This is a genomic window from Propionimicrobium sp. BV2F7 (genome assembly GCF_000510445.1).
GTDB classification, from domain to species: Bacteria; Actinomycetota; Actinomycetes; order Propionibacteriales; family Propionibacteriaceae; genus Propionimicrobium; species Propionimicrobium lymphophilum.
Genome location: NZ_AZIS01000005.1, coordinates 504,295 through 526,699, shown reverse-complemented (window position 1 = coordinate 526,699; position 22,405 = coordinate 504,295). Strand labels below are relative to the sequence as shown.

The window sequence follows — 22,405 nt, the reverse complement described above, 5'->3', positions numbered from 1 at the left end:
TCACAAACCGGTAAATGCGTGTTGACGATAGGTGCCCTGATCATTGAACCGGTACCCTTTGCTTATGCCTGATAATCACGACAAGCGCCAAGCAGATCTCGATTGGCTCTATGGCCGAAGCTCTGAGGGACCCGCTCCCGGCAATGAGCATGCGCAGCCAATTCCTAAAATGGCGCCAGGCGAAATCAGGCAAAACACTCCGGAAGTCGAGCCTGCATCGAGCCGCATCCAAGAGCCGGTCCCCGCGCCAAGGCGCGTCACCGCCCCAAGGCGAGACTCAATAAAGAAACAGCGCAGGCCGAGGCCTCGGAAAAATTCGGCGAAAAATTTCTTGAAGGTCATCCTGATTTTGCTAATCGCATGGGTGCTTTACTTGATTGGTGTTCCGGTGCTGACCGTCGCTGGGATGGATTCGGTGGATCAGCCAAAGTCCACGGCTGGTTCGCACCCGGGCACCACGTTCCTGCTCGCGGGAACTGATAGCCGCGAACACCTGAGCGAAGAAGACAAAGTACGGTTAGGAACAGGAAACGCAGAAGGTAGCCGCGCAGACACCATTATTCTGCTCTACCGTCCACCCTTCGGCGATTCTGTGATGGTCAGTTTGCCGAGGGACTCGTATGTTGAAATTCCAGGCTACGGGTTTGACAAGTTGAATGCAGCGTACGCCTACGGCGGTCCAGAACTTCTGATCCAGAGCGTCGAGAACGCGACGGGCGTTGGGATAGATGGTTACCTGGAGATCGGATTCGGCGGTTTCTCCGCAATGATCGACGCGGTTAATGGTGTCGACGTTTGCTTGGATGAAGCGATGCAGGACGAGAGGGCGAATATTGACCTCCCCGCCGGCTGCCAGACGTTGAACGGCCAAGAAGCCCTCGGATATGTCCGGATGCGTTATTCGGATCCCCGCGGCGATATTGGGCGCGCTGAGCGTCAACGAGAAATCATCGGCAAGCTGGGCAAGAAGATCGCCTCGCCTAGGACCCTCATCGATCCAATCCGGTACTGGCAGTTGAATAGCGCAATCGGCAAGACCTTGACTAAGGGCGACGAAACTTCCGTCCCGCAGATGGCTGCGGGCGCATTGGGCGTGCTCGGTTCGGCGAAAGACGGCAATTCATTCCCCGTGCCCATCTCAGATGCAGCGGGTTGGAGTCCCGAAGGCGCGTCGGTGGTCATTTGGGACAACGTTTTGGCTTCCGAGCTCTTTGAGAAGATTAACCAGGGCGACACGTCTGATCTTGAGCGTTTTAAGCCCAAAGATTAAGTCTTAATATCTGGCGATTTACGCTGCACCTTTGCAGTAAGCCATGACGATTTTGACTGCGGGCCATACGTGTGTTGCGTACGGTTCGCGACGGTTAGGCAGGGCGTTGACTTCTGCCGTTTTTTAACCTGGCAGAACGCTTCCCTATCGCGTTCTTTCATATCGCCTTCTCCTGCCGCAAGAGAATCATCATTTTTTGTCAGTGGGGCCTGCAATACTGTTTTCAACGATTCAGGAAGGGCGAGATGGTCAAGTTTGTACACACTTCAGACTGGCAGCTGGGCATGAAGCGGCATTTTTTGCAGCCAGAAGCCCAAGGCCAGTTCACCGGAGACAGAGTGAACACCATCAGAATGATCGGCGAGGTGGCTAGGCAAGCCGGAGCAGAATTCATAGTAGTTGCGGGCGATGTGTTCGAGACCAATAGGCTGCCGCAAAGAGACATTGTCCAGTCCTTAGACGCTATGCACGAAGTCGGTCTGCCTGTCTATCTTCTGCCCGGCAACCACGATGTGCTGGGCAGCTCTTCCATCTACAACTCCCCCGCTTACGTTGAAGCCGAGCCAGACAATGTAACCGTTCTTCGCACCCCTGGCAGGCACATCGTGCGTGAAGGCGTAGAGATTTTGGCGGCGCCTTGGACGTCGAAAACTCCCGATTTTGATCCTGTCAACGGGCCGTTAAAAAAACTTCTAGAAGATTTGCCGGCCGATGGCACAGTTCGCATAGTCCTCGGTCACGGGATGCTGCAGGAGCTGGAGCCAAATCAGCTCTCCATCGACGCGATCGATCGCAGGCCTCTCGACAAGGCGATTAGCGCTGGCGTCATTCACTACGTCGCCCTTGGAGATCGCCATATCCGCTGGCCAGCAGACGATTCGGGCGCGATTCATTATTCGGGAGCCCACGAGGTTACCGATTACCGTGAAGCGCAGAACGGCAGTTCGGCTACCGACCCTGGTTCAGTGCTAATCGTTGACGTAAGCCCCAAAGAGTTAAACGTCACTTCCGAGCGGGTTGGAAAGTGGCGATTCATGCGCGCTGATTTCGACCTCACCAACGAGCAAGACGTCCAAGCACTCGATAGAAAACTAACCGATATCGAGAACGCTAATACGACCATCATCAAGTTGGTTTTAACCGGCGCGCTCTCCACTTCGGCAAAGCTAGAACTCGACCACGTATTGGAGCGTCACGAAGCTCGATTTGCTGCGCTGGAGTATTGGGATCGGCACATGAATCTTCAAGTGCTACCCGACGAAGACGACTTTTCTGAGCTTCCACAAGACGGTTACCTTCGCCGCGCGGTCGACGAATTAACCGAGAACCGCGAGGACGATGCCGTGGCCGCGGAAGCTCTCATGCTGTTGCACAAGATCATGAATGAGGACGCGCGATGAGGCTGCACAATCTGAAGCTAAAAAATGTGAAGGCCGTCGAAGAACGCGAAATCGAATTCGCCGAAGACCGGGTAACGGTCATCTCGGGTAAAAACGAGATCGGCAAGACCACCATGGTCCAGGCATTCGATCTGGCGATGAAGACGAAGAGCACGTCGAACAAAGCCGAAGTGAAAAACATGAAGCCGAAGCTCCGCGACGCCGACCCCGAGATTAGCGTCGAGTTCACGCTAGGCGAGGATCGGATTGAGGTTTCCAAGGTCTTTGCTGGTTCTCGTGGAAAAACCACTCTGCGCTACCTGGCAGGGCCGAAGGCTGGTCATTCGCTGACGGGTGGAGACGCCGAAAACGAGCTCGGTGGTCTTGTCGGCGGCTCGGATGAGGCCCTTTTCGAGGCCCTAAACAGCTTTTCGAATGACCCTTTCGCGCAGCGGCCGTTCTCCGCGTCCCAGACCTTAACCCAAGCCTTGCAGAAGGCCTCTGGAGCGGTAGACAGCTCAGACCAGAGTTTGGTGGCGAAAGCCAAGGCTCATAGGGACGCGTACTTCACCGCTGCTGGAAGACCTAGGGGTAATTTGAGCGCGGCGAAAGATACTCTTCAGAAGGCAGATTCCCGAGTCGATGCGGCGAAGGCTGCGGTACGAGTAATCGACGACAAAGAGACACGCCTGAATCAGGCGCGGGCGAATATCTCCAGATACAACGAGCTATCCGTCATGGTAAATCGGGAGCTCGAAGAGATTAAGAAGACCGATGCCGAGATCAAGGCAGCCAAAGACGAGCTTGATAAGGCTAGTAGGGAGAAAAATAGCGCCGAGCTTGTCCTGACCATGGCCAAGAACAACCTGGAAGCACGAGACAAAAGAATCTCGGAGATAAAAAAGACAGAGGCAGAACTTGGGGAGGCACAATCTAATCTTGCGGAACTGACTCCTAAGATTTCTGCCTACCGAAACGAACTTGCAGACGCAGAAGCCCTGTTTAAGGAACTCTCCGAGAAATCCGGGAAAGCCATCGATCGTCTAGAACAGGCTCAGCTAGCCGTTGCTTCTCTCGAAGCAAGAAAGAAGGCGCTTGTAGACGAGTCGTTACTTTCGCAGGTCGAGGTGCAGGACGAACGACTTGCAGAGCTGGATTATCTGCTGAACTCCGGAAGGCTAAACGCGTCTAATTCGAGAAGGGTTCTAGCCAACATCGATTCTTTCCAGCGAGAGCTCGATTCGGCGAGGGCGAAGCTAGTGGCAAGCTCAGCGCGAATTAGCGTGAAGGCGCTCACTGCCCAGCGAGAACTGCTGATAAACGGCGAGAAGATCGACGTTGAAGACGGATTTAGCGAAAACGTCACCTCGGACATGACCCTCGAGGTTCCAGATACCTGGCGCTTCGAGCTCAGCGCGCCAGCAGTCTCTGATTTTCGCAGGGCGGAGCAAAATGCATCCGAAAAGCTTGCGCAGGCTTTACACGAGGCTGGGTGCGAATCCGTTGAAGAAGCGAAGGAGATGGCACATAAGCTGAGCGACTACGAACGCGAGCGCGACATGGTCAATCAGCGTCTTGCTCTGCTGCTTAACGGACGAAGCATCGAGGACCTAAGAAAAGCCGTTAAATCCGTCGACACCGCTGCCGAGATTTCAGAAAACGCCGACACACTTCCAGAGAGCTTGGATTCGGCTCTAAACGACCTCAACGACGCGCGGGATGAGCAGAAGAAGGCTGTCGCTACCAGAGAAGAGCACCTGGTGAAGTTAGAACAGCTAAGGGCGTCGTTCGGCGACGAAGTGACTGAGGAGAGCAGGCTGAGCTGGGAAGTTGAAAAGCTCGAAAAAAGTTATGAGCAGTTGTTAGCACAGCTCGCAGAAGATCGTGAAGAAAACGACGATGAAACGCTTGAAAAGGCAGTATCGGAAGCCCAGGCGGAACTCGACAAGCGAACGGCATCACTGGCAGAAGTCGAACAGAAGCTGGTTGCTCTAGACGCCGAGGGACACGAACAGCGCCTGAAGGAACTTGAGAACAAGGCTGAAAACGCCGACAAAACTCTCGCATCTTGGCAGACGGAAGCCATAAAACTATCCAGCGCGCTAAGCGCGCTTTCCGCAGACGTCAAGCAGGAGGAACTTGATGAGGCCCTAACTGCCCAACAAATAGCAACAGAGGCTTACGAGAGAATCGAAGTTAAAGCAAATGCTGCCCTGCTGCTCTACGACACACTTTCCAGGCATCAGGCACAGTCCCAGGAAAAGTACAGAAAGCCGTTCACAGATAAAATCGATCAACTGGGCAGAATTATCTATCGCGACGATACCTTCGCAGTCAGGCTCGCGGATGACCTAACCGTCAAGGCGAGGGTGCTGGATGGGGTGACCATAGATTTCGATCAGTTATCCAGCGGAGCAAAAGAACAGCTCCTGATACTGGTCAAGCTCGCTGCGGCAATGCTCGTCGACGAGACGGACGGAATGCCTATTTTCCTCGATGACCAGCTCGGTCACACCGATCCCGATCGTCAGACTCGAATGGCTGCGATACTCGCTAGGGCCAGCGAGATGGCACAAATAATCGTGCTGACCGCAGACGAAAGCCGTTACGGCGCTTTGACCAACCGGCACGACATTCGCATCAACTAGACAACTGCCGGGCGAAACCATCCGTATCCGCCCGGCAGAACTAAAGCTTCTATCCCCTACTTAGAAGGGAAGGGACATATCTACGACTGCACGGCCCTGGATCTTTCCAGCGGCAAGTTCGTCGTAGCCCTTACCAGCGTCAGCTAGCGAGAAGTGCTTGGTGACGATCTCGCGGTAGTTGATCGCACCGGCAGCTGCCATCTCGATGACCTTGGGCAGGTCCTCGCGGGTGCGAGCGCCGTAAGAGCCAAGGACGAACTGGCTGCGGCAGACGGTGCGGTTGATCTCTACTTCTGCTTCTCAGCCAGCACGCTGGGCACTAATGATCGTCTGGAAATTATCCTTAGTGATCGATCCTGCAGGAATTAGATACTTTTCGTTGTCAGTCAAGATAGCCCCGCTGTTTCATCTTCTGCCTTGGCGATGCACCGCTGCCCGGGAACTGCAGTGAACTTCCAATAACAAGACCGAACACGTTCGGCTGAGCAAGGACAACCTGCCACTTTTCTAGAGTCGCGTCGCAATCTTTAGGAACATCGCCACCGAGGATCAGCAACGGTTGCGTAGCGGTGTCCGGATCGTCCAGGTTGATTCGGGTAAGCGTTTTTCCGCCATCCAGGCCGGCCTCTTGCCCTCAGCGTTGTAGCAGTTGGTCTGATCGTCCATCTCAAACTTTGCGCCACGAGGCGGATGATCGCATGCGACGACCATGAGCTTCTGTCCCTTAAAGAGCTTTCCTGGTTTGCGAGAAGTTAGAGCCTGCGAGATTCGCTCAAGCTCGTACATCCTAATCTCGGGGATTTTCCTGATAGCTACCATTTTTTCGCTTTCGATCTTCACGCGATCGACGTAGCTCACGGTTTTATTTTTTTCAGTTCCAAGCAGATCCTTGCTTGAACTCGTCACTCTTTTGCAAACGTTTTCATTACTGACCATAGAAGTGGTCCAGTCATGGATATATGCTTACATTCCAAATCTAGATCAGATCTTTGCAAAGCGTTATAAGCGAATATTTAGCACTTAAGGCGTCGTATGTAGACAGTTCTCCACATGTTTCATTTGTTACTTACCTTTGAAACCATTATTCAAGTATCATATGGACTTGACATTTGACTTAACCGATTCCCGCCATACCGCGCTAATGGGGGCGCTGGGGTGCGACTTTGAGTCTCGTGCCAACGTTGACGGGGACAACAGCAGTGAGTTCTCGCCGTGCAGGAGCAAAATGACAGAAGAAAAGAACAAGGCCAGTCTTGATGAGCCGTTCGTCATAGACATTAAGATTGACCGCGACTCCTCAACTGCTCTACACCAGCAGATTTCTACCCCACTGGAAAGCATGATAGCTTCTGGCGAACTTCCCCCAGGACAGATAATCGAGGACGAAGTTTCGCTTGCCAAACGTTTAGAAATATCCAGACCGACCGTTAGGCGCGCTATGCAAGATCTCGTCTCGAAAGGCCTGCTGTCCAGGCGCAGAGGCGTTGGCACGCGCGTCTCCCCCAGCCCGTTTCAGAGACAGATCAAATTGTCCAGCCTTACCGAGGATTTCATCGACGCTGGTCACACCACTCGCACAGAGGTGCTCAGATACGAGGTCCGCTTCGCTAACGAAGAGATCGTCGAAAACCTAGCTTGTGATACCGGCGACGAAATCGTCTTCTTCGAGCGGCTGCGCTGGCTCGATAATTCTCGCCTCGCATTGATGCAGAGCTACGTTCCATCAGACATCGCACCGTCTCTGACAGATCTGGATCGAGACGGTTTCTACAGATGCCTGGCAGCAAACGGCGTTCAGCTCTCTTCTGGGTACCAACAGGTTGGCGCTAAGAACGCTTCCGAGCGCGAAGCTAAACTTCTGCACCTCGAACCGGGTTCTGCGGTTGTCACCATGCGTCGCACCTCATATGACACGGACGGACGGATCGTCGAATTCGCTCACCACTGCTACGACGCAGCGCAGTACACCGTAACCGTTCCGCTAACCAATTAGTTCTGACAAAAGAAATCCCGCAGGTTATCCTGCGGGATTTCTTAATGCGTATTTATTTAGGTCTCATCGCCTAAGCGAGAGTACCTCTTGAGCAGCCTCTCTTCAATTTCTTCCAGCGAGTAGATCTTGGTTTCAGGAACTACCAGCCAGTAGAAGAGGAAGGAACCGACGTTTATCAGACCGAAGATCAGGTAGGTCTTCGCACCACCAAGCCCATTAATGAGGAGCGGGAAGGTGAAAACAACGATTGCGTTGAACAGCCACAGGAAGAATACCGATACACCTTGCGCTGCACCACGAATCTTGTTCGGGAAAATCTCAGCCAAGATAACCCAGGTCACGGTGCAGGACTGCTTGATAAACACGAACACCGAAACGATTGCGACGACAAGCCAAGGAATGAATACCGGAACGGCTTCGGAGATGTTTCCGTCGGGGCCCATGTGCGGCTCAACGCCGAAGTGGAACACTACAGCCAGGACTAGCAGCGAAACAGCAATGCCAGCCTCCTGGAACATGCCTACCTTGCGACGCATGAACTTCGCGACAATGATCAGGCCAATGCCGGAACCAACAGCGGAGATGAAACCGGTCAGAACGTTCAGTGTAATCGCATCAGCGGTCGAGAAGCCTGCAGCGTGCAGAATCTTCGGCATGTACCACATAGCGGTGTTAATACCGGTCAACTGGTCCATGATGCCCAGGACGACACCGATCATGATGATCCGTCTTGTCCAACGTGTTCTAAGGCCTCTGCCCAGCGTCCACGCTTCCTTAGATTCCAGATCGTGCTTACGCTCGAGCTCTATCATCTCCGTTACCTCACCGGAGACGTCGTTCTTCTCGGTGCGAATTTGCTTCATCGAGGAGATGGCCTCGTAGTAACGCTTGTTAGCTACATACCAACGGGGCGACTCAGGCATCATGCGCATGCCGATCCACAGCGCAATAGCCGGGATAGTGGCAAGAACGAGCATCCAGCGCCATGCGTGGCCGTTGCCCTCCATGACGGTTACGTCTGGCATGGACTTCAGAATGTCCCAAAGAACAACGTCGCCCTTCTGGAACTTTCCGGAGGGGTCGTTTTCTACAACAACCTGTGGTGCACTGTTCATGTGAGCGATAGCGGCGTTCATAACGAATGCGATGAACTGACCGAAAACGATCATGAACTGGTCAACCGCAACCAGCGGACCACGTATCTTCTTCGGAGCAGTCTCAGACAGGTATAGCGGAACCGTCGAAGAGGCGCCACCAACAGCCATGCCCAGGATAAACCTGAACGGGTACATCATGAAGACGTTGACCGAGAACGTGCAGCCTAATGTGCCGACCAAAAATAACGCAGCCAGCAGCATGATGGAGCGGCGACGGCCGATCTTGTCGTTGATCAGTCCGACAAGCAGAGCGCCAAAAGCGGCACCAAGAGCCAGGGTCGCCGTAACTAGGCCCTCAGTAAAGGCATCAAGTTGAAGGCCACCTGCTGCCTCTGGGAGATACATGTAGGGCAATGCGCCGGCGATGACACCGGTGTCGTAACCAAACAGCAGGGAGCCCATAGTTGCAACGGCTGCGAGAACCAGCGGGCTACGGTGCTTACCCGCGGCCTTGATTCGCTGCACTAAACCTGAAATCTCACTGCTTTCAGGAACATGCCCATCGGGCAAAATAGCTTTTTGCTCAGACATCCTTGTCCTCCCGTATTTTCCTGGCAAGCAAACTCCTCAAAGGATGTTTGCTGCTCAGATCCGCGGTTCGGCCATACCTCCATGTACGCGGAACTGGCGCAGAACTAGCAAATCTTTTACCGATTATTGCTACTCCACAACAATAAAATAAGTGAATTGGATGATGCCACTATCAGGTTCTCATCCTCATAATTGCAAGCAATTCATAAAGACTTATAGTTTTAAGCGAAAATGTGACTACAAATGTATATTCACATCAAAATTTCGCATTGAGCGCAATAATCGCATTTTTATAAAGCACATCGAGGCACTTATCGAATGAAAAACCTCAGCGACCAAACTTTTCTAACTAACCTGGGTTCTCCTCGCGAAGTTTGTTATAACTAATTGACCTGCCCAGAGCGGACCCTCTCGCCCTTCTTGAGCGCTATCTGTCGGAGGTCTTTCTGAAAATCGACCATCTTAGTAAGAAGATCTTCATCGGCGCTAGCCAAAATTCGTACTGCCAGGAGCCCCGCATTGCGCGCATTACCGATGGCTACCGTAGCCACCGGGACGCCGGTGGGCATCTGGACGATCGAAAGTAGTGAATCCATGCCGTCGAGGTGTTTCAGCGGCACCGGAACGCCGATGACTGGAAGCGGAGTAAGAGCCGCAAGCATCCCAGGAAGGTGAGCCGCGCCACCAGCGCCTGCGATTATTGCCTGCAGCCCCCTATCATGAGCATGACGTCCATATTTGACCATATCCTCCGGCATCCTGTGCGCTGATACGACGTCGGCCTCGTACCCGATGCCGAATTCTTCCAACGCCTTTGCTGCGGGTTCCATGGTCGGCCAATCAGAATCGGAGCCCATCACGATGCCCACTCTTGCTTTGTCAGTCATGCTTACCTTCCCTCAGAGAGTCTTTGTCATCAAGTATTTTGCCGCGCTCTCGCTTCGTTCACGCACATCAGCAAGATCTTCTCCGTAACAAGTTACGTGACCCAGTTTGCGCCCAGGGCGCGGCTCTTTGCCGTACAGCTGCACACGAAGTTGTGGATCTCTAGAGAACAGGTGCAGCAGTCCCCCGTTCAGGTCTCGGCCACCTAGCACGTTCGTCATTACGGTCCAGGGAGCTCTGGTCGAGGGATCCCCTAGCGGCAAATCGCAGACAGCTCTCAGGTGGTTCTCGAACTGGCTGGTGTGGGCGCCGTCGATGCTCCAGTGCCCGGTGTTATGCGGACGCATAGCTAGCTCGTTGATCACCACCGAGCCGTCTTTGCGCTGCATCAGTTCCACGGCTAACAGACCGACCACGCCTAGATCGTCGGCGATGTCTAGCGCGAGCCTGGTGATGTCAGTGGCTTGTTCAACGCTCAACCCTGGAGCGGGTGTGATTGTTTGGGCGCAAACCCCATCGGTTTGGATCGTCTCACTGATCGGGTAGGCAACCGCCTGACCGCTTGGCGTCCTAGCGACGATAGCGGAAAGCTCTCGAGAAAAATCAACTAGTTCCTCGCCAATGATATGGACTTTTTCACCCGCGCTGACGTCTAGAGACTCCTCGAAGGGAACATTCGCTTCGTCCGGGCTAGCTATCTTCCAGACCCCGTGCCCGTCGTAACCGCCTCGGCTTGCCTTAGCAATGATCGGCCAGCCGATCTCGTTGCCGAAGTCCACCAACTCGTTTTGGTCCTTGCAGTGCCGCCACTTGGGTGCTGGCGCGTCGAGGGTTTTTGTTAGGCGTTCGCGCATTGCAAGCTTGTCTTGCGCATAGACGAGTGTTTCCGGGCCCGGGCTGACCTTTACGCCCATGTATTGCAATTTGCGCAGCAGAGAAGTGGGGACGTGTTCGTGATCGAAAGTGATCACGTCCACGGTCTTAGCAAAATTTATGACGGCTGATTCGTCTGTGTAATCACCGACCGTCACGTCCGAATAGACCTGATTGGCTGACATGCCCTCGCCCTCGGCAAGGAGCTTCATGGAAATACCTAAACCGATTGCTGGGGCAGCAAGCATTCTTGCAAGCTGGCCGGCACCGATAACGCCTACGCTCTGGTTCACAGTTTTTAAGCATAGAAAATTGAGTTATGTAGGGCTAATCAGCGGAAACACTTCCTATGCGACCCGAAAATCTGCGAAACTTCAGACATGACCACGCACATCATCACCGCCGGAGGCGGCGGCTTCTCTATGTCCCCAACCGGCTCACCTACCGCACTCGATCGCTACATAGTCGGATTGTCGAGCGTGGAGGCCCCGTTGGTGTGCTTTATTCCGACAGCTTCAGCAGACGACGCGACGTATATCAACAAGTTCCTTGTCAGCTACGGCGTGCTTGGTGTTAGAACCATGGTTCTAACACTCTGGACGGGCGCAGCACACGCAATCGAGAGGCTACCCGAGGCCGACATCGTCTTCGTTGGAGGCGGGTCTTCTACGGTAAACATGATGGCACTTTGGAAAGCACACGGGGTAGATGCGGTTCTCAAACAGATGGCCTCCAACGGAAAAGACACCATTTTCGCCGGCATTTCCGCCGGTGCTTGCTGCTGGTTCGAAGGCTGCCTGACCGACTCGTTCGGCCCGATGCGTCCTTGGCGCGGCGGTCTTGGCCTGCTGGAGGGCAGCTTCTGCCCGCATTTCCAGGGCGAAGAAGGGCGCGCTGGGGCCTATACGGACGCCATCGCTAGCGGAATCTTGCCCGACGGCTACGCGATCGATGACGGCGCGGCAATCCACTGGGTCGACGGCAAGCTTCACAAAGTCATCAGCGAACGCGAGGATGCGCGCGTACTCCACTTCATGAACAGCTTGCAGCCCGGCACAAGCGGCTTGACCACCCAGCAGCTAAACGCGGAACTCATCTAGAAACAGGCCAAATTAACTTTCGTTAAACGAGAATTTAACCTGCCTTTAATCCTGGCCTGAAATGATTTTCAGAAATATATGTTGCGAACCTGAAAGTCGGAAATGGCCATGGCTGACTCGAACACCCACGGTGGCATCTGGGGTGATCACGGGCTAAATAAGTGCCCTCGATACGGATCCGCTGAGATTGTCGTCACTGTGGGAAAACGGGTTTGTAAGTTTTGCCGATACGAGTGGGCACCAAAGCTCCTTCCGGAGCATTCCACGAACGATTTGAATATCGTATGTCGCCAGGTTGGTTTCGGCGCCAAGGATACTGACCCGAAGTTCGATTCGGTCACCATAAAGTGTCAGGGCTGCGGCGGTGAGGTGATGATAAACACCTCGCAAAAGCTCGAGACTAGGGTGCCACTGGTGTCGGCAGACGCTATCCGTTAATCATCAGATCCCAAATGGGATGTTTCCGGATCTTATCTTGCCGTTTAGCGTCAGCCGCGAGACCGCGTTGACCAGGATGCAGGAGTATATACCCAAGCACCGGCTACTAATTCAGTCGGACTTCGAAACCAGCCTTACACTAGAACGCATCCGAGGTGTCTATCTGCCGTATATCCTGTTGGACGCCAATCTTCATGTTCGTGCCAGCGGAATCGGAAAGAAAAGGATCCAAGGCAGGCGCTACGACAAGGCAAGCCGCGCCTCAAGGCAAGAATTCAGCGGCGCCCGTGATTTAGACCTGACGGTCGACGACCTTGCAATCGAATCGACCAAAAAGTGGGGCAGCCTTTCAAAAAGTAAGGGCAACGCCCGGCAAGGGCAGTTCTCGTTACTTTCGTTTTCTGGACGAATGATGAGCAGGCGGTCGATTTTTATGACGGAGGTCTGCCGACGCACGTCGTGAACGTCCTGCAACCCTATGACACCCAAAACGCGGTTGCGTTCGAGGCAAGCTATCTGCGCGGTTTTTCCGCGGATAGTCGCGAACAGAACTTGTCCGAACTGCGAGAGATCGCTGACTGGCAGCTTACGACTTTGGCAAGCGACCAGGTTGAGAAAACCGTTGACCTATACGATCTAGGCGTCGATTGGATGGATGCCAAACTCGACACCACCGGCAGCCGCTGGTTAGCCATCTACCTACCAGTTTGGTTATACACCTTCGCTGAGGTCGAAAAAGACGTTCGCCGGCACTATTTGCTCGCGGTAAATGGCCGGACCAAAGAAACCGTGGGAGCGGTACCCTACGATCGCAAGAAATCATCGGTAGTGGTTCTGCTAGCCCCACCGATCACTTTCGTCGTGTTGACCTTTATCGGTTCGATGATTGCTCCGCTATTGGCTGCTCTGGGCTTGCGCCAGTCGATGATGTTGTGGTCCGCACTGACACTCCCCGCTTGTCTCTTTGCTTTCGTCAGCGCGCCGCATTTTTTGAACAAACTCGCCCTCAGTTTGGCTGAGGAACACGATTTTAGAAAAGAAACAAAAGTTGAGGTTTCAAACCTGAAGATGTGGGATAAAAAAATTCTTCCACCAATGAATCAAAACAGTGAAGTTAGGGATAAAACATGGCATTAATTAAATGCCTTCAACGGCGCAATATCGGGCATGTTCGCCGACCAGTGGCTCGACTTTGGAACAGTTCCTGACGCTCTGCCACCGACAACCGCTGTTGCCAGCGGCGTTATGCGCGGCACAGATAATGGCAGGGGCTCCAACACCAAACACTCAGCAGCTCTAATCTCCAACGGCTCGAAGATCGTCGTGCCGCAGGACTTCGGGCTGATCACCATGGCCAACACGCTTTCCGGAAGCCGTGGTCGCAACTTCATACGTCAGTCCAAGGCAGGGGGGGGATTCAATCGGCAGGACTCACCAGACGCATTGGAGCATCTCCGAAAGGCCAAAAAATGCTTGACGAGAAGCTAATAACCCAAGAGGATTACGACATGTTAAAGACCAGGCTGCTGAATTTGTAAGGGACGAGCCGGCCTATAAGCCGGGTTCTGTAATCGGTGATCATCCATCTGCGACTGCCGTTACCGGCAGCCTTCCCCGGCGACTTGCGCCGCCGGCGTGCAACCTACCCGACGGCTAGGCGGGCAGCTTAAGCCGTCGCAGACGCAGTGCGTCTTTCTTGGTCTTACTCCAGGTGGGGCTTGCCATGCCAACGCCGTCGCCGACGTCGCGGTGGTCTCTTACACCACCCTTTCACCCTTACCCGTGTGGCGCTAAGGCCAAACTAGGCGGTCTACTTTCTGTTGCGCTATCCCGCGGGTCACCCCGGGTGGGCGTTACCCACCACCTTGCCCTGTGGAGCCCGGACTTTCCTCAGCTTTCGCCGCGATCACCCGGCCGACTCATCCGAGCGACAAGTATAGCGCGATCAGCGAACCAAGATTCGACTGCACTCCTCGCAGCGAAGCACGGTTTCGGGGCTGGCTTCCTGGGCGCGCTTCTTGTCTGTCGCGTCGAGTTCCAGCCCACAGCCACCGCAGCGACCGTTGTTGTATGGCGCTGCGCCGTAGATGTTTCGCTGAGAGATCTTGTTGTAGACGTTCAACAACGCCTCGGGAATTGCCTTAGCGGTTTGGGCGCGCTCGTCTCGGTTGGCCTTGTAGTCAGCATCGATCTGTTTGCCCTGCTCGTCACGCTCTACGATCAGTTCTTTCATCTTTGTCTCGATGTCGACGCGCTGCTTAGCTAGCGCCGCGGCCTTTTCGCTGGCCTCTTCGGCGTCAATTTCTGCGCTCAGATGCTGTTCTTCTAACTCGGCGATGCGGCCTTTGAGGTGTTCACTCTCGTCGAGGATGGCCTGAATCTGCTTGTGCGGCAGATTCGTGTGGGCCAGCTCATCGTTTCGCTTCAGCCTCGCCTTTGCGGGTTCTAAGTCTTCGTCGACTCGATCTAGGATCATCTTCGTGTCGCTGGCCTTGGTGTCTGCGACCACGACCTCCTCGAGTAGCTTCTTGCGCTCACCGGCAAGCTCTGAGAGCTCTTTCAGCACCGGAAGCGTTCGCTTGCGGTGCTGGAGCTGCGCTGCCTCGGTATCGAGTTTGGCTAAATCGAGAAGGACACGTTGGTGGCGAGGTTCTGCTTGCATAGGGCCATATTATGCCAGCGTTAGCCAACTGCTTTATTTACCGGCGTTTTTAAGCACACCACCGGGCAGATTAAGCAGCTCGACGCCAGCCTTAGCGGCTTTATCAGAGAAGTGGTTTACCACTCGCTGACTCCTACCTCCCGAGGCACAGTAGATGACGACCTTAGTAGTTGCGCCCAAAGCTGTGAGGAAATCGTCGAAAACTTGCTCGCTCATGCGAGAAAGCGGAAGGTGCTCAGATGGCACCGATAAGTCTTTTGCCTCTCGTTCGTCGTCCTCGCGGACATCCAAGGCCACTGCTTCGCCCGATCTGATCATCGCTAACAGTTCGTCTGCGCTGGATTCCTTTTTCAACATGCAATCACCCTAGCTTGCGCAGCTGACGTCTTGAGCTGTTAGCGACCACCTGAGAACGGATCAGCCTGGCACTCATAGCGTCGTAGCTGAGCAGCAGGCCTGGCCGCGAATCGCCTACTCCAACAATGAATTTGATTACCTCCGTGGCCATCAAGTTGCCGATGACCCCGGTGGATGCGCCAAGCACTCCAACCTTCGCGTTGTCGGGGATCAGATCGGAAGAGGGCTGCTCGGGATGCAGATCCCTGAAACCAACTCCATCCACCACTCTTTCACCGCTCCAGCACAGACCAACTTGCCCCTCGAATCTGAGCACTGAGCCCCAAACCAGAGGAGTAGAGGTGACTTCCGCGACGTCTGCGCTTAAGAATTTCGTGTTGAAGTTGTCGCTCGCTTCGACAAGAAGATCCGCGTCGGACGCTAGTTTTAGCGCGTTTTCTGGGCTGAAATTCTCGGTAACGGCAAGAAAACTACCGTCCGGGTGCATTTTGGAAAGCTTCTCTGCGGCAAGGCGGGCCTTCGATTCTCCGATGTCGCCAACGTTGAAAAGAATCTGACGGGAAATATTGGAAAGGCTGACCTCGTCGTCATCGACGATTGTCACTTTCCCGACGCCTGCCCCGGCCAAAGACAAAAGTAGCGGCCCGCCGAGGCCTCCCGCGCCTATCACCACGACATGAGCACTGGCGAGTCGTTCTTGAGCCGCCACGCCAAAACCTGGCAGCACTAACTGTCTAGAAATTCTCTGTTTCTCTTTTGGCGAGATCATCTGTTCTCCGAACTGATTATGGTTAACCACTGAGCGTATGAACGAAAAGCAGCTTTCGCGACATAGACTCGATGTTAGCTAGTGAAAAGGATTTTGATGAACGAGACGACCCCAGAGCAGAAGGGCAGCCCAAAAACTGAAATAGCCAACAGGCAGAGCAGATTCTCTGAGGCTTTCAAGGAGTTTATCTGCAAGGATTGGCAGCCGTACGATCCGAACCTTCCTAAGCCAATCGCGGGTGCAGTCAATGCCGCCAAGCACCGTCAGCAGCTTTCCGAGATGTTCCCTGGCGAACGACTGATTGTTCCTGCAGGGCACCTTCAGGTTCGTAACAACGACTGCGACTATCGTTTCCGTCCACACAGCGCATTTACTTGGTTGACGGGCCTTGGCACCGACAGAGAACCCAACGCGGTTCTGGTGATGGAGCCGAGCGCCGGCGGGCACGATGCCAATCTTTACTTCCACCCTAGGGTCCCCCGCACGGACGAGGAGTTTTACGCCGACTCTACTTACGGCGAAATGTGGGTCGGCCAGCGAGAGTCTCTGGAAGAGATGAGCGCGCTTGGCGCTATCAACACTATGGACATCAGTGATCTCGAAATGAACCTACGCCAGGCGGCTTCCACCACACCGACGAGGATCCTTCGCGAGGCCAGTCCGGAGCTTGCCGACAGGGTAGACCAGTGGCGTGGCAGGGGCGACAAAGAAGACGCAGAATTCGAGACCGCTCTCAGTGAACTACGCTTCATCAAGGACGATTTCGAGGTGGCGCAGCTGGTCGAAGCCTGTGAGGCGACAGCGGTAGGCTTCGAGGCAGTCGTGAAGGAATTCCCTAATGCCGTGAAGAACGGCCGTGGCGAGCGCTGGGTTGAGGGCGTCTTCGGTCTGCACGCAAGGCACCGTGGAAACGCCGTTGGTTACGACACCATCGCCGCCTCCGGAGACCACGCAAACACATTGCACTGGATCGTTAATGATGGGGACCTGAAGGACGGCGACCTGCTTTTGATGGATGCCGGCGTCGAACTGGATTCGCTATACACGGCTGACGTCACCCGCACTATGCCGGTCAACGGTAAGTTCACGGATGCTCAGCGCAAGGTCTACGACGCGGTCTATGAGGCTCAGTCCGCAGGCATTGAGGCTGCGCGCGCAGGAGCTGACTTCCTCGACGTGCATTACGCAGCGGTCTCGGTAATAGCTCGCAAGCTCGAAGAATGGGGAATTTTGCCCGTCAGCGCGGAAGAGGCGCTGAGCCCGGAGGGCGGCCAGTGGAGGCGTTGGATGGTGCACAGCACCAGCCACCACCTCGGCCTGGACGTTCACGATTGCGCTGCTGCCCGGCGCGAGGTGTACCGCCAAGGCAAGCTTGAGCCCGGTATGGTCATCACTGTTGAGCCCGGCATCTACTTCAAGTCCACTGATCTGATGGTGCCCGAGGAGCTACGCGGAATAGGCGTGCGCATCGAGGACGACATCTTGATCACTGACGGCGCGGCGAGGATCCTGTCCGATCAGCTCCCCCGCTCCAGCAAGGATGTAGAGGACTGGATGGCAGGCCTACTGAATTAGACCGAAACAAAATTAGGCCTGGTCGGGAAAACCGACCAGGCCTAATTTTTTGAGTTTGCTAGTTGCCGCGCGGATCGAACGTCTGCTGAGGGGTCTGACTTGCATCCGGCTGCGGGCTAGGTGCCGCCGGCGGAGCCCAGCTGCTCAGGTCCTGCGAAGCGGCGGCATCCTGCTGAGCCACCTGGTTAGGAGTGCCCGTGTAGGTCGGCCCGGCTAAGATCGAGCGAGCCTTAGCTGCGTGCTGACGGTCAACAAGAATCTCGTAGTGGGTGGCGACGATGGCAGTCGTCGAAGTGAAGTCCCTGTTGCCACCTGAAACCTGATAGGTGATCGCCGTAGTGATGAGGTTGATCAAGATGAAGATTGCTACCGCCATGACCAAAGTGGCGAGCCCGGCACCCGGCCAGAACAGCATCATCAGAAGACCTAGGCCAATGCCCCAAATCACGCCTTGTAGGGCACCAGCACCCATCACTTTGCCCCAGGTGAGCCTGCCCGTCACCTTCTCTACAGACCTCAAATCGGTGCCGACGATAGTGCAGTATTCGACGGGGAACTCCCGATCCGACAGGTAATCGACTGCGCGCTGCGCGTCGGAATATTCGTCATAGATGGCTATCGCCGTGGCGCCCTTGATTCGGGCAGCCGAGTCCATGTTAATTCGGTTTGGCATGTGTTCCTCCAATTCGGTACTAGCCCAGACTAGACAAGCAACCTGTGAGCCAACTTTGAAGAACTTGTGAGTTAGCGATTCGTTTTGGTTTGACCAGGGCCTAATGAAGGCCCTGATTGCTCACTCCAAAGGGTAGGATTTCGCTTGTGAGTGTGTCTTCAGCCGTTTTCATCAGTAAGCTGCGCGGCCTCCCGATGTTGGACGCCCGTGGCGAACAGGTCGGCAAGGTCCGCGATGCCGTGGTCCAGGCCCGGCTGGGCAAGAACCCCAGGGTAAGAGGCCTTGTCGTCGAGCTGTTTGCGCGAAGACAAATTTTCGTCCCGATGATCAGGGTCAGGTCCATCGACGCGACTCAGATTGTGATTGGGGGCCAGGTCGATACCCGTCGTTTCGAACAGCGCTCCAGCGAAGTTTTGGTGATCGACGACATGTTCGATCGGGTCATCGAACGCACAGATGCTGAGAATAAACTAGAGCGCGCGCTCGTCCACGATATCGCCATGGCGCAGGTGCGAAACCGCGACTGGGCGCTCACCGAAGTCGCCCTCCGCGAGGTCAAGTCCAGGCGTTTTGGCATCCCCCAATACGGCCCGATCGTCACACGCAAGTGGCTAGATGTCGCAAAGTACGTCTGGACAGATCAGCAGCGCACGCACTCCAAGGTCGCAGAGCTGGCCGAGATGCACCCTGCAGATGTGGCTCGAGAGCTGCACGACATGGAACCTGACCGCAGGTCGGAAATCGCTCTTGCGTTGGACGACGAGTTGCTGGCAGACGCATTTCAGGAGTTGCCTAGTGACGAGCAGGTCGACCTGTTGGAAACCTTGGAAGCCGAACGAGCAGCCGACGTTCTGGAAGAGATGGACCCGGACGACGCGGCCGACCTCATTAACGATCTACCAGAAGAAATGGCGGAGGACCTGCTCGCCCGAATGCAGCCGGAGGACGCCCGAGACGTGCGTAACCTGCTGCAGTATGAAGAGTTGACTGCAGGCGGCATGATGACGCCGGAGCCAGTCGTCGTCAGCGCCGATTCCACCATCGCCACCTGCCTTGCCAAGGTGCGCAACTCCGACATCACGCCGGCTCTAGCCTCGATGGTTTTCATAACGCGCCCACCACACGACCCGCCGACAGGAAAGTACTTGGGCGCGGTGCACATCCAGCGTCTGTTGCGAGAGCCACCGAGCCTGATGGCCGGCAGAATGGTCGACGATGAGATCGAACCGGTGTCGCCAGACCTAAACCTATACGACCTAAGCCGCTACTTCGCCACCTACAACCTCGTGATTGCCCCAGTCGTAGACGAGCACCAGCAGTTGGTAGGCGCCGTTACGGTTGACGACTTGCTCGACCATATGCTGCCGCCTGACTGGCGTGGCGCTCAGATGGATGGCGAAACCGAGGAGGCAGAAGAGTGAGCGAACAGACCCGTCTAGACACCCCCGGACGCACCAGGGGCTGGAAGCCGAAGCTAAAGATCAACTCGGAATCATTCGGTCAGTTCGCCGAATGGATCGCCCGCTACATGGGCAGCCCATCATTCTTGATTTGGATGTCGGTGTTCATCGTGGCCTGGATCCTGTGGAACACCATCTCGCCGTGGCAGTTTGACGAGGCCCCCTCGTTCATCATGCTGACGCTGATGCTTTCCATCGAGGCCGCATACTCCGCTCCCCTGATTCTTCTGGCGCAGAACCGTCAAGAGGACCGCGACCGACGAAGCGCTCAGGAGGATCGCCGAGTGGCGGCTCAGAGCCGTGCGGACATGGACTTCCTGGCACGCGAGATCGCATCGCTGCGCAACAATGTTGGAGAGCTAGCCACCCGAGACTTCGTGCGCAACGAGATCCGCGATCAGCTACGCGAGCTTCTAGCGGAGCTAGATAAGGAAGACGAGCCAGCCCAAGACGACGGAAACTAAGGGTAGGTTAATACCTCCGACTCTGGGTTATTAAAACAAATTCAGGTAGAAAAGGTACGTGTCAGATCTAAATAAAAGTGTGTGGGAAGCATTAACCACAGTCATAGACCCAGAAATCAACCGTCCGATCACCGAACTGAATATGATCGACAACCTCACCGTCACCGATGACGGCGATGTTGAGGTGACGATTCTGCTGACGATAGCCGGCTGCCCGCTATCGAACACCATAGAGAACGACGCTAAAACCGCGATCGAGCAGGTGCCTGGCGTTAAATCCGTCAAGGTGCACATGGGCGCAATGACGGATCAGCAACGCAAAGAGCTGACCACGAAGCTGCGCGGCGATAAGCCGGAAAACCAGATCATCTTCAACAAGCCGGGCAACATGACTCGCGTCATCGTTGTCGCCTCCGGCAAGGGCGGCGTCGGTAAGAGCTCGGTCACCGTAAACCTTGCGCTAGCGCTTGCCAGGCTCGGCCGCAAGGTCGGCCTATTGGACGCCGATATCTACGGTCACTCGGTCCCCGACCTGATGGGCATCACGGACGCCCGCCCGACAGTCATGGACAACATGATCATGCCGGTTCCAGTCCGCATGGAGGCAACCGACGGTGTCGAAGCGCAGGTTCAGGTGATCAGCATGGGAATGCTTAAGGAGCGTCGTGATCAGGTGATCGCGTGGCGTGGCCCGATTCTGGATCGCGCGATCACCCAGCTACTTGCGGACGTCTTCTGGGGTGATCTGGATTACTTCCTCATCGATCTGCCCCCGGGCACTGGTGACGTCGCCATGACCATCGGCCAGAAGCTGCCGGGCAGCGAGATGGTTGTCGTTACCACCCCACAGTCGTCCGTTGCGGAGGTCAGCGAGCGCGCCGGCACCATGGGCTCGATGCTGAACCAGAACGCTCTGGGCGTCATCGAGAATATGAGCTGGCTGGAGACCACCTGCCCACACTGCCATGAGCCCTTCAAACTCGAGCTGTACGGTTCCGGCGGCGGCGCTCAGGTTTCCGACGCGTTGACCGACAAGTTCGCTAAGCCCGTTCCTCTGCTGGCGCAGATCCCGATGGATCAGCTAGTGGCTCTAGGCGGCGAAAAGGGCACCCCGATTGTCATGGGAGCCCCCGATCGCCCTGCTGGCGCAGCCTTCATCGAGCTGGCAAAGCAGATCGCAAAAACCAAGAAGTCGATCGTCGGCAAGCCTCTCAACCTGGGCGTACAAAACTAAATGAACATAAAAAAAGTCGGTGCCAACATTTAGCTGGCACCGACTTTTGTTCTTAAAGATTCGTTTCGTCTAGCAGCTTGCCGAATTCTTCGGCCAGTTCTGCGGGCGCATCCAAGAGCGGAGCGCGAAGACCGCCAACGGAGAAACCCTGATGGGCCAAACCGGCCTTAACCATCATGACTCCCTGAGTGGCGAACACTCCGGTGTAAACCGGCAGCAGCTCTTGGTAAATGCTCAACGCTTTAGCTTGATCTCCTGAAAACCACGCATTGATTAGTTCCTTTGTTCGGCGCCCGGTGAAGTGAGTGGACGTACCGACCAGCCCCTGGCCGCCAATGGACAGTTCTGAGAGCACCATCGCGTCGTCACCAGCGTAGTAGACCAAGTCGGTCTCTGCGATGACGCGCGCGGCTCCGGCGACGTCCTTCTTTGCGTCCTTGACGCCGTAGATATTCGGGTGCTCGGCGAGCTCCATCATCGACTCGGTAGCGATCTCCCGACCCGCGCGATGCGGAATGTCGTAGAGAATGACGGGCAGGTCGGTCGCATCTGCAATCTGCTTGAAGTGCGAGACGATTGCGTCCTGCGGAGGCAGAGAATAGAAAGGCGTGACGGCCAACAGCCCGTCGACTCCGAGCTTTGCCGTTTCCCGAGCTAATTCGACGCTGGCGCGCGTGTCGTTGCTGCCGATGCCAGCGATCACCTTGGCGCGGTCGCCAACTTCCTCCTTGACTGCCTTAGCAAGCTGGAGCTTCTCCTTCGGGGTTGTGGTTGGTGACTCACCCGTCGTTCCACTCACCAAGACCGCGTCGTTATCTTGTTCATCGACCAGCCTGGCAGCGAGTTCGCGGGCTCTAGCAATGTCAACGTCACCATTGTCGTCAAACGGGGTCACCATAGCGGTGATCAGCCGTCCCAATGTTGCTTCAGCCATGTT

23 protein-coding genes and 1 other RNA gene are annotated in these 22,405 nt (G+C 55.3%); 13 read left to right on the top strand and 11 right to left on the bottom strand.

What is annotated here, in order from left to right:
* The first annotated feature begins 64 nt into the window (after positions 1–64).
* The 3 genes from HMPREF1255_RS08830 (at position 65) to HMPREF1255_RS08820 (ending at position 5,297) form a co-directional block, all read left to right on the top strand.
* Positions 65–1,270 carry an LCP family protein gene (locus tag HMPREF1255_RS08830; RefSeq protein WP_024111405.1) on the top strand — a complete coding sequence of 402 codons (1,206 nt, stop codon included), beginning with the start codon at positions 65–67 and terminating at the stop codon, positions 1,268–1,270.
* A gap of 245 nt (positions 1,271–1,515) precedes the next feature.
* Positions 1,516–2,670: an exonuclease SbcCD subunit D gene (locus tag HMPREF1255_RS08825; protein ID WP_024111461.1), complete on the top strand. Its 1,155-nt coding sequence runs from the start codon at positions 1,516–1,518 to the stop codon at positions 2,668–2,670.
* On the top strand, positions 2,667–5,297 hold the full coding sequence (locus tag HMPREF1255_RS08820) for an AAA family ATPase (protein WP_024111358.1): 2,631 nt from the start codon (positions 2,667–2,669) through the stop codon (positions 5,295–5,297). Before HMPREF1255_RS08825 ends, HMPREF1255_RS08820 begins: the two co-directional genes overlap by 4 nt.
* 60 nt (positions 5,298–5,357) lie before the next feature.
* Here the strand turns inward: HMPREF1255_RS08820 and HMPREF1255_RS09980 are convergent, their stop codons facing one another.
* Both HMPREF1255_RS09980 and HMPREF1255_RS09975 read right to left on the bottom strand, forming a co-directional pair.
* The gene (locus HMPREF1255_RS09980; RefSeq protein ID WP_016456489.1) at positions 5,358–5,498 is read right to left on the bottom strand and encodes a hypothetical protein; all 141 of its coding nucleotides are present in this window, start codon (positions 5,496–5,498) and stop codon (positions 5,358–5,360) included.
* 348 nt (positions 5,499–5,846) lie between these two features.
* Positions 5,847–6,155, bottom strand: coding sequence for a hypothetical protein (locus HMPREF1255_RS09975; protein ID WP_197016994.1), 309 nt, complete (start codon positions 6,153–6,155; stop codon positions 5,847–5,849).
* A gap of 367 nt (positions 6,156–6,522) precedes the next feature.
* Between HMPREF1255_RS09975 and HMPREF1255_RS08810 the strand changes: the two genes are divergently transcribed.
* Positions 6,523–7,290 carry a GntR family transcriptional regulator gene (locus HMPREF1255_RS08810; protein WP_024111355.1) on the top strand — a complete coding sequence of 256 codons (768 nt, stop codon included), beginning with the start codon at positions 6,523–6,525 and terminating at the stop codon, positions 7,288–7,290.
* Between the two features lie 56 nt (positions 7,291–7,346).
* Here HMPREF1255_RS08810 and HMPREF1255_RS08805 read toward each other — a convergent pair whose 3' ends face one another.
* The 3 genes from HMPREF1255_RS08805 to HMPREF1255_RS08795 all read right to left on the bottom strand — a co-directional run bounded on the left by HMPREF1255_RS08805 (position 7,347) and on the right by HMPREF1255_RS08795 (position 11,029).
* On the bottom strand, positions 7,347–8,978 hold the full coding sequence (locus HMPREF1255_RS08805) for an MFS transporter (protein ID WP_024111436.1): 1,632 nt from the start codon (positions 8,976–8,978) through the stop codon (positions 7,347–7,349).
* 383 nt (positions 8,979–9,361) lie between these two features.
* A complete protein-coding gene (purE, locus tag HMPREF1255_RS08800; RefSeq protein ID WP_016456493.1) occupies positions 9,362–9,865 on the bottom strand; it encodes a 5-(carboxyamino)imidazole ribonucleotide mutase in 504 nt (167 codons plus the stop codon).
* 12 nt (positions 9,866–9,877) lie between these two features.
* Positions 9,878–11,029, bottom strand: a complete 1,152-nt coding sequence (locus tag HMPREF1255_RS08795) for a 5-(carboxyamino)imidazole ribonucleotide synthase (RefSeq protein ID WP_024111445.1) — start codon at positions 11,027–11,029, stop codon at positions 9,878–9,880.
* 87 nt (positions 11,030–11,116) lie between these two features.
* On the opposite strand from HMPREF1255_RS08795, the gene HMPREF1255_RS08790 reads away from it, so the two are divergent.
* The 5 genes from HMPREF1255_RS08790 (at position 11,117) to HMPREF1255_RS08770 (ending at position 13,762) form a co-directional block, all read left to right on the top strand.
* Positions 11,117–11,836, top strand: coding sequence for a peptidase E (locus HMPREF1255_RS08790; RefSeq protein WP_024111571.1), 720 nt, complete (start codon positions 11,117–11,119; stop codon positions 11,834–11,836).
* Positions 11,837–11,944: 108 nt separating this feature from the next.
* Positions 11,945–12,274, top strand: a complete 330-nt coding sequence (locus tag HMPREF1255_RS08785; RefSeq protein ID WP_024111617.1) for a hypothetical protein — start codon at positions 11,945–11,947, stop codon at positions 12,272–12,274.
* A 19-nt stretch (positions 12,275–12,293) separates the two neighbouring features.
* Entirely contained in the window at positions 12,294–12,737 is a 444-nt protein-coding gene (locus tag HMPREF1255_RS08780; RefSeq protein WP_024111366.1) for a hypothetical protein, read from the top strand.
* Positions 12,734–13,411: a hypothetical protein gene (locus HMPREF1255_RS08775; protein WP_024111456.1), complete on the top strand. Its 678-nt coding sequence runs from the start codon at positions 12,734–12,736 to the stop codon at positions 13,409–13,411. The genes HMPREF1255_RS08780 and HMPREF1255_RS08775 overlap by 4 nt, the downstream gene beginning before the upstream one ends.
* Positions 13,412–13,441: 30 nt before the next feature.
* The gene (locus HMPREF1255_RS08770; protein ID WP_024111555.1) at positions 13,442–13,762 is read left to right on the top strand and encodes a hypothetical protein; all 321 of its coding nucleotides are present in this window, start codon (positions 13,442–13,444) and stop codon (positions 13,760–13,762) included.
* A 50-nt stretch (positions 13,763–13,812) separates the two neighbouring features.
* Here the strand turns inward: HMPREF1255_RS08770 and rnpB are convergent.
* From rnpB to HMPREF1255_RS08760, 4 genes are all read right to left on the bottom strand, one after another.
* Positions 13,813–14,196: RNase P RNA component class A (rnpB, locus tag HMPREF1255_RS09510), an RNA gene on the bottom strand.
* A 23-nt stretch (positions 14,197–14,219) separates the two neighbouring features.
* The gene (locus tag HMPREF1255_RS08765; protein WP_024111305.1) at positions 14,220–14,936 is read right to left on the bottom strand and encodes a zinc ribbon domain-containing protein; all 717 of its coding nucleotides are present in this window, start codon (positions 14,934–14,936) and stop codon (positions 14,220–14,222) included.
* A gap of 33 nt (positions 14,937–14,969) precedes the next feature.
* Positions 14,970–15,293: a rhodanese-like domain-containing protein gene (locus HMPREF1255_RS09970; RefSeq protein ID WP_016456501.1), complete on the bottom strand. Its 324-nt coding sequence runs from the start codon at positions 15,291–15,293 to the stop codon at positions 14,970–14,972.
* 4 nt (positions 15,294–15,297) lie between these two features.
* On the bottom strand, positions 15,298–16,062 hold the full coding sequence (locus HMPREF1255_RS08760) for a ThiF family adenylyltransferase (protein ID WP_024111561.1): 765 nt from the start codon (positions 16,060–16,062) through the stop codon (positions 15,298–15,300).
* A 96-nt stretch (positions 16,063–16,158) separates the two neighbouring features.
* Between HMPREF1255_RS08760 and HMPREF1255_RS08755 the strand changes: the two genes are divergently transcribed.
* Positions 16,159–17,637 carry an aminopeptidase P family protein gene (locus HMPREF1255_RS08755; protein ID WP_016456503.1) on the top strand — a complete coding sequence of 493 codons (1,479 nt, stop codon included), beginning with the start codon at positions 16,159–16,161 and terminating at the stop codon, positions 17,635–17,637.
* Between the two features lie 58 nt (positions 17,638–17,695).
* Here HMPREF1255_RS08755 and HMPREF1255_RS08750 read toward each other — a convergent pair whose 3' ends face one another.
* The gene (locus HMPREF1255_RS08750) at positions 17,696–18,310 is read right to left on the bottom strand and encodes a general stress protein (protein WP_024111495.1); all 615 of its coding nucleotides are present in this window, start codon (positions 18,308–18,310) and stop codon (positions 17,696–17,698) included.
* A 146-nt stretch (positions 18,311–18,456) separates the two neighbouring features.
* Here HMPREF1255_RS08750 and HMPREF1255_RS08745 point away from each other — a divergent pair, with 146 nt between their 5' ends.
* The 3 genes from HMPREF1255_RS08745 to HMPREF1255_RS08735 are packed head-to-tail and all read left to right on the top strand — an operon-like array spanning position 18,457 to position 21,468.
* Positions 18,457–19,731, top strand: coding sequence for a magnesium transporter MgtE N-terminal domain-containing protein (locus HMPREF1255_RS08745; RefSeq protein ID WP_016456505.1), 1,275 nt, complete (start codon positions 18,457–18,459; stop codon positions 19,729–19,731).
* Positions 19,728–20,234: a DUF1003 domain-containing protein gene (locus tag HMPREF1255_RS08740; RefSeq protein WP_016456506.1), complete on the top strand. Its 507-nt coding sequence runs from the start codon at positions 19,728–19,730 to the stop codon at positions 20,232–20,234. The genes HMPREF1255_RS08745 and HMPREF1255_RS08740 overlap by 4 nt, the downstream gene beginning before the upstream one ends.
* A 58-nt stretch (positions 20,235–20,292) precedes the next feature.
* On the top strand, positions 20,293–21,468 hold the full coding sequence (locus HMPREF1255_RS08735) for an Mrp/NBP35 family ATP-binding protein (RefSeq protein WP_016456507.1): 1,176 nt from the start codon (positions 20,293–20,295) through the stop codon (positions 21,466–21,468).
* Between the two features lie 52 nt (positions 21,469–21,520).
* On the opposite strand, the gene dapA is transcribed toward HMPREF1255_RS08735, so the two are convergent.
* Complete coding sequence (dapA, locus tag HMPREF1255_RS08730; RefSeq protein WP_016456508.1) at positions 21,521–22,402, bottom strand: 4-hydroxy-tetrahydrodipicolinate synthase; 882 nt, start codon at positions 22,400–22,402, stop codon at positions 21,521–21,523.
* Between the last annotated feature and the right edge of the window lie 3 nt (positions 22,403–22,405).

Coding starts and splice junctions, on each gene's coding strand:
- HMPREF1255_RS08755 (WP_016456503.1), top strand. CDS start 16,159: ATGAACGAGACGACCCCAGAGCAGAAGGGCAGCCCAAAAACTGAAATA.
- dapA (WP_016456508.1), bottom strand. CDS start 22,402: ATGGCTGAAGCAACATTGGGACGGCTGATCACCGCTATGGTGACCCCG.
- HMPREF1255_RS08765 (WP_024111305.1), bottom strand. CDS start 14,936: ATGCAAGCAGAACCTCGCCACCAACGTGTCCTTCTCGATTTAGCCAAA.
- HMPREF1255_RS08780 (WP_024111366.1), top strand. CDS start 12,294: ATGTTTCCGGATCTTATCTTGCCGTTTAGCGTCAGCCGCGAGACCGCG.
- HMPREF1255_RS08810 (WP_024111355.1), top strand. CDS start 6,523: ATGACAGAAGAAAAGAACAAGGCCAGTCTTGATGAGCCGTTCGTCATA.
- HMPREF1255_RS08760 (WP_024111561.1), bottom strand. CDS start 16,062: ATGATCTCGCCAAAAGAGAAACAGAGAATTTCTAGACAGTTAGTGCTG.
- HMPREF1255_RS08750 (WP_024111495.1), bottom strand. CDS start 18,310: ATGCCAAACCGAATTAACATGGACTCGGCTGCCCGAATCAAGGGCGCC.
- HMPREF1255_RS08825 (WP_024111461.1), top strand. CDS start 1,516: ATGGTCAAGTTTGTACACACTTCAGACTGGCAGCTGGGCATGAAGCGG.
- HMPREF1255_RS08790 (WP_024111571.1), top strand. CDS start 11,117: ATGACCACGCACATCATCACCGCCGGAGGCGGCGGCTTCTCTATGTCC.
- HMPREF1255_RS08785 (WP_024111617.1), top strand. CDS start 11,945: ATGGCTGACTCGAACACCCACGGTGGCATCTGGGGTGATCACGGGCTA.
- HMPREF1255_RS08805 (WP_024111436.1), bottom strand. CDS start 8,978: ATGTCTGAGCAAAAAGCTATTTTGCCCGATGGGCATGTTCCTGAAAGC.
- purE (WP_016456493.1), bottom strand. CDS start 9,865: ATGACTGACAAAGCAAGAGTGGGCATCGTGATGGGCTCCGATTCTGAT.
- HMPREF1255_RS09970 (WP_016456501.1), bottom strand. CDS start 15,293: ATGTTGAAAAAGGAATCCAGCGCAGACGAACTGTTAGCGATGATCAGA.
- HMPREF1255_RS08830 (WP_024111405.1), top strand. CDS start 65: ATGCCTGATAATCACGACAAGCGCCAAGCAGATCTCGATTGGCTCTAT.
- HMPREF1255_RS08770 (WP_024111555.1), top strand. CDS start 13,442: ATGTTCGCCGACCAGTGGCTCGACTTTGGAACAGTTCCTGACGCTCTG.
- HMPREF1255_RS08820 (WP_024111358.1), top strand. CDS start 2,667: ATGAGGCTGCACAATCTGAAGCTAAAAAATGTGAAGGCCGTCGAAGAA.
- HMPREF1255_RS09980 (WP_016456489.1), bottom strand. CDS start 5,498: ATGGCAGCTGCCGGTGCGATCAACTACCGCGAGATCGTCACCAAGCAC.